The 9,311-nt window shown below is 70.1% G+C and carries 6 protein-coding genes; all 6 read right to left on the bottom strand.

Annotation, left to right across the window (positions count from 1 at the left end; genetic code table 11):
- Positions 1 to 18: 18 nt before the first annotated feature.
- From Vse01_RS25385 to Vse01_RS25360, 6 genes are read right to left on the bottom strand one after another with little or no spacing between them, the layout of a single operon-like run.
- Positions 19 to 3,432 carry an AMP-binding protein gene (locus tag Vse01_RS25385; protein ID WP_093408911.1) on the bottom strand — a complete coding sequence of 1,138 codons (3,414 nt, stop codon included), beginning with the start codon at positions 3,430 to 3,432 and terminating at the stop codon, positions 19 to 21.
- 44 nt (positions 3,433 to 3,476) lie between these two features.
- A complete protein-coding gene (locus tag Vse01_RS25380; protein WP_093408914.1) occupies positions 3,477 to 4,520 on the bottom strand; it encodes a GntG family PLP-dependent aldolase in 1,044 nt (347 codons plus the stop codon).
- Positions 4,517 to 5,758 carry an ATP-grasp domain-containing protein gene (locus Vse01_RS25375; protein WP_093408916.1) on the bottom strand — a complete coding sequence of 414 codons (1,242 nt, stop codon included), beginning with the start codon at positions 5,756 to 5,758 and terminating at the stop codon, positions 4,517 to 4,519. Before Vse01_RS25375 ends, Vse01_RS25380 begins: the two co-directional genes overlap by 4 nt.
- A complete protein-coding gene (locus Vse01_RS25370) occupies positions 5,740 to 7,236 on the bottom strand; it encodes an argininosuccinate lyase (RefSeq protein WP_093408919.1) in 1,497 nt (498 codons plus the stop codon). The genes Vse01_RS25375 and Vse01_RS25370 overlap by 19 nt, the downstream gene beginning before the upstream one ends.
- Positions 7,233 to 8,285, bottom strand: coding sequence for a cysteine synthase family protein (locus Vse01_RS25365; RefSeq protein WP_093408921.1), 1,053 nt, complete (start codon positions 8,283 to 8,285; stop codon positions 7,233 to 7,235). Before Vse01_RS25365 ends, Vse01_RS25370 begins: the two co-directional genes overlap by 4 nt.
- Positions 8,282 to 9,295, bottom strand: coding sequence for a GHMP family kinase ATP-binding protein (locus Vse01_RS25360; RefSeq protein ID WP_170863570.1), 1,014 nt, complete (start codon positions 9,293 to 9,295; stop codon positions 8,282 to 8,284). The genes Vse01_RS25365 and Vse01_RS25360 overlap by 4 nt, the downstream gene beginning before the upstream one ends.
- Positions 9,296 to 9,311 lie beyond the last annotated feature (16 nt).

The following is a 9,311-nucleotide window of genomic DNA, read 5'->3' as shown; positions in this document are numbered from 1 at the left end:
CCGGAATGTCCTGGCTGTTCATCGTCCTGCCTCCTCGACGGCCGGCGCGGGGCCGGGCGATGCGATCTCCTTGAGGGCCGACTGGAACTCCGCCACGATCCGGGCTGCGGTGGCGGCGTCGATCCGCTCCCGCTGGTAGACCAGACGGAACGTCAGGCGGTCGGCGTGCCGGGTGCCGTACAGGCTGACGGTGAAGGCGACATCCCGGGGAGGTACGTCCACCACCGACACCTCGACCTCTCCGAGCCGCTGGCGGCATCCGCTGGACGGGATCGAGAAACCATCGTCGAGCAGCCCGTCCGTCGACTGCTGAAAGGTGAACGTGGCCTGGAACAGGGGTGTCTGCCCGTGCCGTTCCGGGCTGAGCGCCTTGACCAGCCGGGCGAACGGCAGATCAGCGTCGGCCAGGGCGTCGCGCAGTTCGGCCCGGCTGCGGTCCTCGATCTGTTCCGGGCGCTCCTCGCCCTCGAACCGGCCGGCCAGGGGCAGCATGTTGACCAGGTAGCCGACCGTGTCGGCGAAGCGCCAGTCGTCCCGGCCATGGTGTGGCGTGCCGATCACGATCCGCTGTTCGCCGGTCGTCCGATGCAGCGCCCTCAGGTACGCCGCGACGAGGCTGACGAACGGCGTGTGCCCACGGAGCTGGGCCCGCTGGTAGAGGCGGTCGGCCCCGTCCACCTCGAAATCGATGGTCGCGGCGGGGTTCCGGCCCGGAGTGCCTCCCGTCCGGACGGCCGGGAAGAGCAGGTGATCGCGCAGTGGGTGCCACCGCTCGGCAAGTGCGGTGAGCCGGCGCCGGGCCGACTCGTCGTCGGTTGACGCGGACAACCACCGCTGCCGCTGCACGTAGTCGCCCCGGTCGGTGGCGGGAAGCTCTCCGCCCAGGCGCACCCCGGGCAACTCCGCCAGGATCTCCATGAAGATCACCCGCAACGACCAGTGGTCGACGATCGCATGGTGGCAGACGAGCATGAAGACGGTGGTCTCCGGCGTCAACACGGCGGCGGCCCGGACCAGCGGACCTTCGGTGAGACAGAACCGCCGGTCGGCGACCTCCCGCAGGAAGGAGTCGACCGACTCGTCGATATCGGTGAGCGCCACCTGCGACCAGTCGAGCTGAGGGCTGTCCCGCACGATCTGCGTCCCGCTGCCGGGCGACCCGAGCACCGTGCGCAGCGCCGGGTGCCGGGCCACGGCCGCCGACACCGCGGCGCGCAGCAGGTCGGGGTCGTACCCACGGGACAGGCGGACGGCGCTGGTCAGGTTGTTCGCCGTGTCCTGCGGATGGAACTCGTCATAGAACTGCATCTGCACCTGGCCGTCGGTGGCCGGCGCGACCCGATCCGGAGATCCGGTCGTCGGCTCCGGCTGCGCGGGCTCCGGGGGCTGCCCGGTCAACACCACCACCGCTTCGGCGATCTCTTCGAGGGAGCGGTCGCTGGTGAAGAGTCGACTGTCCAGGGAGCGGCCGAGCTGCTGTTCGCACCGTACCTTCACGGTGGCGGTACGCAGCGAGTCGAGCCCGAGTGCGGCCAGCGGCCGGGACCAGTCCTGCACCGTCAGCTGCTGCCCCGCGGCGCTGACCAGCGCGGCCAGCAGTTGACGCACCAGCTGCCGCCGCGTGTCCCGGTCGCGACGGTGTAGCGCGTCGAGCTGGTCGGCGGTGGGCGGTGCCGGACGCGGCTGTGGATTCTCCGAGTGCCCCAGCACCCGCAGCCGGCCGGTGAGATGGCGGGCTCGGGTCTCGCTCCGCCGGATCTTTCCGCTCGACGTCTTGGGCAGGGAGCCCGGGTAGACCAGCACCACCTCGGCCAGTTGGAGGTCACACTCGACACCGACGGCGCGCAGCACCTCCGTCCGCACCGCGGCCGCCGCAGCCGGGTCGCGCAGGCGGGCCAGGGACGCCCGGGCCACCTCGGCCACCAGGGTCACCGGCGGGGCGTCGGGATCCGGCTGGAATGCGGCTGCGGCACCGCCGCGCAGGTCGGCGCAGGCGGTCAGCGCGACGGTCTCGACGTCGTGCGGGTAGAAGTTCCGCCCGGCGACGATCAGCAGGTCCTTGCTGCGGCTGACCGGGTACAACTCGCCCTGCCAGGTGAAGCCGAGGTCCCCGGTCCGAAGATAGCGCCCCTCGCGACCAGGAACGTCGGCGTGGAAGGTCTGTCGGGTGGCCGTCGCATCGTCCCAGTACCCCTGGGCCACGCCCGGCCCCCGCACACAGATCTCCCCGATCTCCCCGTCGGGCAGGACCCGGTCGTCGTCACCGCCGCGAATGACGATCTCGGTGTGCCGGGCCGGTCGCCCCGACGAGACGAGGCTCGTGCCGGCCTCGCTTGTCTCCTCCGGCAGCTCGACCAGCCGGCCGCGCTCCAGTTCCCGGCGGCTGACCTGTCGGGACCGGTACCCCGTTCCCGGTTCGGCTCCGGCGACGAAGAGAGTGGCTTCGGCCAGCCCGTAACAGGGGAAGAAGGCGTCGCGGTCGAAACCGTGCACGCCGTAGCACGTCGCGAAGTCCCGCATCGTCTCCGCGCGCACGGGCTCGGCGCCGTTGAACGCGATCCGCCACCGGCTCAGGTCGATGTCGGTGAGCCGGGCCCGGTCGTACCGTTCGACGAGCAACTGGTAGGCGAAGTTCGGGCCACCGGAGCAGGTGGCGCCGAAGCGGTCCACGGCCAGCGGCCACAGCATCGGATCGTGCACGAACGCGAAGGTGTCCAGCAGCACCGAGGGAATGCCCCGGTAGACGGGCAACAGGGCGGTACCGATCAGCCCCATGTCGTGGTACATCGGCAGCCAGCTGAGGACGGTGTCGTCGGGGCGGATGCCGAAGCCCTCGGCGATCGCCTCCTCGTTCTGCACGAGGTTGCGGTGGCTGACCATCACGCCCTTGGGCTGGCCTGTCGAGCCGGAGGTGTACTGCAGGAAGGCCAGATCCTCGCCGCCGGGCCCGGGCCTGACGGCAGCCACCCCCGCGCTGCCGGGCTCATCGTGCAGGAGTGACTTGAACGGATGGATCCGCATCGAGGCGGTCGCGTTCCCACCGAAGAAGGCGGTCAACTGCTCGACGAAGAGATCCGTGGTGACCGCGTGCGCCGGTTGGCAGCTGCGCACGACGCTCTCGATCCGATCGAGCCGCGCCCCCGGCCGGGGCGGGTAGAGCGGCACCGCGACGACACCGCTGTGCAGGCAGCCGAGGAACGCGGTCAGGAAGTCGAGACCGGGTGGCAGGATCAGCAGGGCACGGTCGCCGGGCCGGGTCGATTCCCGCAGCGACAACGCGACCCGTAGCGCGTTCTCCTCAAGCTGCGCGTAGGTCACCTGCTCGATCGCCCCGCCGGCCTGGACGAACGTGAACGCGACAGCGTCCGGACGCCGCTGTGCCCAGTGGCTCAGCGCGGCGGGGATCGAAGGGAACTCGGGGAGGCTACTCATCTCGGCCTTCCTGCCACGGACGGCGGCGGTCGGAGCGGGGTCTGTCAGCGCGGGAGGCGTTCGGCGGCGGTACGGATGACGTGGGCCGCGCGTCGCGCGTCCGCCCCGCTGACGCCGCCGTGGAAGACCGCCCGCACCCAGCCGGCTTCGAGTTCGAGGAGGCGAACTCCCCCGTCGGCGCAGTGCCGCAGGAACGAGGTTTGGCTCTCGACGCCGGCGGCCCGGAAGAAGACGATGTTGGTACGGGGTGCTCCGCCACGCAGTTCCAGCGCGTCGGAGGCCATGAGCAACTCGGCGAAGATGGCCGCGTGCTCATGATCGCGCCGCAGCCGCTGCTCGACATCGTCGAGCGCGATGAGACCGGCCGCCGCGAGCAGACCGGCCTGGCGCATGCCACCGCCGAGCATCTTGCGGATCCGTTGGGCCCGTTCGATCACCTCCGCGCTACCCACCAGCAGCGAGCCGACCGGCGCGCCCAGCCCCTTCGACAGACAGAACTGCGCCGAGTCGGCGAGGCTGGTGATCTCGCCTACCGGTACGCCGAGGGCGACCGCGGCGTTGAAGACCCGCGCACCGTCCAGGTGCAGCCGGATGCCGTGTTCCCCGCTGAGATCCCGCAGGTGCTTGAGGTATCCCAGGTCCAGTGGCACGCCCCCGGCCATGTTGTGGGTGTTCTCCACGCAGAGCAGTGCGGGCAGCGCGAACTGCGGATCCTGCCGGTCGACGGTCAGCTCCTCGGTCAACCGACGCGGGTCGAGCGTGCCGTCCGGCAGGTTCGGCACCGGGCGCAACACGGTGCCACCGAGCACCGACGGTCCGCCGGCCTCGAAGAGGTACAGGTCGCTGCGGTCACCGACGATCACCGCCCGCCCACGGTCCGCCTGGGCCATGACCGAGCAGAGGTTGGCCATGGTGCCGCTGGGGGTGAACACCGCCGCCTGATGCCCGGTCAGCGCCGCCGCCCGCCGCTCCAGCGCCCGCACGGTCGGGTCCTCACCGTAGACGTCGTCTCCGACGGCGGCCTCGGCGATGGCGTGTCGCATGGTCGCGTCGGGCACGGTGAAGGTGTCACTACGCAACTCGATCATTTGCCGGCCATTCCGTTCTCCGCGTGGTCTGCGAGCCGTACGGTCAGTCGACCCAGCGCCGTCTCGGCCTGCCGGGCGGCCTCCGGACCGGTGTCGGCAGCGGCGATGACCGAGCCGATCCGGTCGGTGAACGCCCCGGTCACCGTGACGCGATCCCCGACCGCCACGCCGATGTTGACGGCGCGGACCGCCGCGGTCCGTTCCGCCGGCTCGACCCCGTCGACCTCGGCTATCTCCCCGTCGCCCGGCGCGATGAGGAATCGGATCGCGGCGTGCGCGTTGCGCAGTGGACGTAGTTTGGGCAGGTCGCCGCTTGCCCGCGCGATGACGCAGTCCACCAGGTCGATGCCGAGGGCCGCGCGTACCAGCTCGGGGATCAAGCCGCCGGCCAGGCGTGGGTTCACCTCGATGATCATCGGTCCGTCGGGACTCAACCGCAGCTCGGTGTGCGTCGCCCCCCAGGTCAGGCCGAGCGCCTGCAACGCGGATCGCGCGCATTCGGTAAGCGCGGCAGCAGCCGTCGGCTCAAGCTCCGCGGGAAAGTCGTGCCCGGTCTCGACGAAGTGTGGTGGCGGGCCGAGCTGCTTGGCGGTCAGGCCCACCAGCTCACCGTCGAAGAACTCCGCGGAGAACTCGGGCCCGCTGACGAAGCGCTCGATGAGGACTCTCGGCTCAACGGGCAGACCCCGCTCGTTGACCCTGGTGGCGAGCAACCGGGTCGCGTGCTCGACTACCTCCCGGCTGGTACGGCACAGCCGCACCCCCACCGAGCCCGAGCCCCGCACCGGCTTCACCACCAACGGACAGCCGAGTTCGACCGCGACCGACGTCGCCTCGGCCGGCGTACGGATCACGCGGAAGTCAGGCACGGATACGCCCGCTGCCAGCAGCGCCTCCCGTTGCAACCCCTTGTCGCGGGCCTGCTCGACGGCAACGGGATCGGGGCCGGCGAGACCCACCCGCAGTGCCGCCCGGGCGGCGACCGGGACGAAGTACTCGGAGCTGGAGGTGACGCCCGCGACCGGCCCCAGCTGCTGGCAGGCCCGCGCGACCGTCTCGGCGTCACCGGTGTCGAGGACGAGCGAATCGATCCCGTCCTGGGCGAGGTACGGATAACGGGACGGATCGCGGGCGAGCATGACCGGACGTAGTCCTCGGTGCCGAGCTGCCCGGCAGTAGAGCCGACCGGTCCCCGTGGTGTTGCTCTCCACGAACACCATCACCCCCGAGGCGTCCACCGATCCTCCTTCTGCTGATTGGCCGTGGTCCTGCCGTGCCGCAGCTCACGGACGGCGCTGTTCAGCTCGGCACGGGCGGCGGTCAGCCGCGCCAACTCCCGCTGACTCCGGTCGCGGACGACCCGCAACCTGCCGTACACGTCGTCGTACCCGCGCTGCCAGTCACCGGGGCCGCCGCCGGCGTCGGTGAGGCTCGCCGCGATCGCCGGGTCGGCGACCTTGGCGGCCGCCGGGAATCGCTGCGCCACCCAGTCGATGCCGGTCGGCTCGCCGCCGGCCTCGGCCAGCTGCTCCCGGATGGCCGCACCGACGGTGTGGTGCGCGACCCGGAAGGGCATGCCGTCCTGGACCAGTCGGTTGGCCACCGCCGTGGCCGTGGTGATCCCCTCCACCGCCCGCTGTCGCATCCGGCCGGGACGTGGTCGGGCGCCGCTGACCAGAACCTGACCGAGCTGTACGACGTCGGTGGCGGCTCGCAGACCCGGCCAGGCGAGTCCGACCGCCTCGGTGCCGACCTCGATCGAGTTGGTGAAGGGTGCGCCCTTCATCGCGGTGACCGCGCCCACCCAGGACGAACTCACCCTCCCCACGGCGGCCGTGACATGTTCGAGTAGGAAGGCGTTGCGCTTCTGCGGCATCGCCGAACTGCCGCCGACGAGACGGTCGGGAAACTGGATGAAGCCGAACTCCTCGGTACTCCACAGCTGCAGGTCGGTGCCGAGCCTGCTCAGCACGACGGCTACGCCGGTGGCGTCCGCCAGCAGTCGCAGCGAGACGTCCCGGCTGGCGATGGCGTCCAGGGCGTGCACCGGTGGTTCCTCGAATCCCAGCAGCGCGGCGACCCGGGCCGGATCGATCGGCAGGTCGCTTCCGGCGACCGCACCGGCGCCCATGGGGCAGCGCCGTAGTCCCCTGGCCGAGTCCCAGGCCGACTCGATCTCCCGGGTCAGCCCGGCCGCCACGCCGGTGAGGTAGTAGCCGTAGGTGATCGGCATCGCCGCCTGGTAGTGGGTGTGCACCGGCATCACGACGTCGCGGTACTCACGTCCCCGGCTCAGCAGCACCGCGACGAGCCTCGACGTTTCCTGAAGGAAGGACAGCAGCCACTCGCGCAGCCGGGTCAGGGTGATGGTGGCCTTCATGTCGTTGCGGGAACGTCCGGTGTGCAGTACGCCGCCGACGTCCTCGCCGAGTTCCGCGGTGAGGTACTGCTCGTAGGCCAGATACAGCCCGCGCGGCATCCGGGCGTTGGCGAGGGCGGCGAAGCGGCTGTCGCGAAGCTGCTCGATCAGCGTCACCAGCGCGACCGCCGCCTCGGGATCGATCAGCCGCCGCTCCCTGAGCATGACCACGTGTGCCAGGTCCACCAGGGTGGTGCGATCGAGTTCCTCGGCGATCTCGGCCGGCGTCGGCTCACCGTAGATCTGCCGCTGCGTCCGCAGGCCGATGGGCTCCTTGATCCGGCCCGTGTCGCTCATCGCGCCGCCACGCTTGCGGTGCCGCGATGTTCGAGGACCTCGTGCAGGCTCCGTCGTCCCCAGTTGAACCAGGACCACTCCGCGTGCTTGGCAAGGGGGTGGCTAGTCTCCACCGGCCGGTCCTCGGTCGAGTCGGCCAGGTGCCCCTGCTCGGCGAGCCACCGGTCGTCGTAGACGGTGGACTGGTAGCGGTAGCCCTGGTCGGGCAGCATGACCACGGTCACCGCGTCGGGGTTCGTCATCGCCGCCCGCTCGGCCACGAGAAAGGCCGCGCCGCTGGTCGGCCCCTGGAAGACGGCGTGCTCGCGGTGCAGTTTCCGGGTGGCCCGGTAGGCCTGACCGGCGCTGCACCAGTGCACCTGATCGAACGCGGTGTGGTCGAGGTTCGGCGGGATCAGACTGTTGCCGAGGCCGCGCAGGGATCGCGCTCCGTCGGGTTGACCGAACAGCACACTGCGGTGTGTGTCCACGCCGATCAGCCGCAGGTCGGGACTGACCGATCGGAGGAAGGAGGCCGTACCGCACATGGATCCGCCCGACCCGACCGGTCCGATCAGCAGGTCGACCTGGGGCAGGGCTTCGCTGAGCAGCTCGGCCACCAGGGAGTAGGAGCGGGGGTTGTCCGGGTTCGCGTACTGCTCGGGGCAGAACGAGTCTTCGTGTTCGGCACGGATCTCCGCGAGCCGCTCCAGCCGCGCCCCCTGGTAGCCACCGCTCGCGGCCATGTGCCGGACGATCTCCACGGTCGCGCCGAGGTCGGTCAGTCGCCGGTGCAGTTCGTCATCGATCACCGGGTCGCTGACCAGGATCAGGCGTCGGCGCAGCAGCGCGGTCTGCATGGCCAGGGCGAGTCCGAAGGTACCCGAGGTGGTCTCCACGATGAGCGTGTCGGGACCGATGTCGCCGCGCGCGACAGCCTGCCGCAGGATGTAGCGTGCCGGGATCATCTTCATCAGCGTGAACACGACGCCGAAGAGGTTCGGTCCCAGTCGGACGATCTGCGGTCGTTCCACCCCTGCGGTGATCTCCTCGAACACTGAGGATCTCATCCCCGTCCTCCCGTCTTGGCCGGCTGCGAACAGAACACCTCGGTATGGGTGATGCCGGCATGTCTCATGGCCCGGACACAGCGCTCGATGTCGTCCGAGACGGACGCACGCTCCGGATCGAAGATCAGGCCAGCGACGGAACCGCTGTGCGCGACCTGCACTCCGGCGGCGGCGTGCGCCTCACCGATTGCGATCAACGTTTCGAGTTCAGGCTTGGGAAGGAAGCGCTGGTTCATCCGGGCGCTCGCCGTCGCCACGGCGCCGATCAGCGTCACGTCGGCGGTGGCGATGCCGTGCCGCAACGTCGAGAGCATGACCTGCAGTCGAATCAACTCGTCCGGGTCGTACTCGGCGGGCGTGAGCGTCAACGTGTCGACGCTGAGGTCGGGACCGGCCACACAGCCGACGACGATCACCGGCGGCAGCGGGGTGGTGAAGTCCTCCAGCACCACCCCTTCGCGCTGTGCGAAGAGCACGGTCCGGTCCTCGATCATGATGGAGTCGGAGGCGCGCTCGGCGAGTACGCTCAGTCGGGCGATCTCCGCCGGTTGCAGGGACAACCGGTACCAGTCGGCCACGGCACGGATGCTGGCGACCACGTCGCTTGTGGACGCGCCCAGGCCCAGACCGCTCATAACCGCCGTGTGATTCACCAGGTGCCCGTGCACGGCAGGGCTCCCGGAGCGCTGAGCGCAGTAGTCGACGGCGAGCTCGGCGGCCCGACGGGCCTTGTCCTTACTGCCCGGCTCAACCGTGATCCGCACCGGACCGGAGCCGGCCTTTCCTCGGAATATCGCCACCGTTTTCAGGTCGACGACCGGCATCGTGACCAGACCACGACGAGGGTTACCGTATTTGTCGTGGAAAACGCCTTGAAGCAACTCGCCATGGTGCCCCATGGCAGTGCCAACGCCGACTCTACCCCACCAGGAAGGTGTCAAATCTGTCGCGATATCGGTTTGGGCAAAAGACCTCGGTTGATGTTTACGTGGCATTTCGCGGATGTCCAACAATTCCCCCCGGACT

This window comes from Micromonospora sediminimaris, from assembly GCF_016863575.1.
GTDB classification, from domain to species: domain Bacteria; phylum Actinomycetota; class Actinomycetes; order Mycobacteriales; family Micromonosporaceae; genus Micromonospora; species Micromonospora sediminimaris.
Note: the sequence above shows the minus strand (reverse complement) of the source record. Positions and strands in the feature narration are given on the sequence as shown.

Coding starts and splice junctions, on each gene's coding strand:
- Vse01_RS25385 (WP_093408911.1), bottom strand. CDS start 3,432: ATGAGTAGCCTCCCCGAGTTCCCTTCGATCCCCGCCGCGCTGAGCCAC.
- Vse01_RS25380 (WP_093408914.1), bottom strand. CDS start 4,520: ATGATCGAGTTGCGTAGTGACACCTTCACCGTGCCCGACGCGACCATG.
- Vse01_RS25370 (WP_093408919.1), bottom strand. CDS start 7,236: ATGAGCGACACGGGCCGGATCAAGGAGCCCATCGGCCTGCGGACGCAG.
- Vse01_RS25365 (WP_093408921.1), bottom strand. CDS start 8,285: ATGAGATCCTCAGTGTTCGAGGAGATCACCGCAGGGGTGGAACGACCG.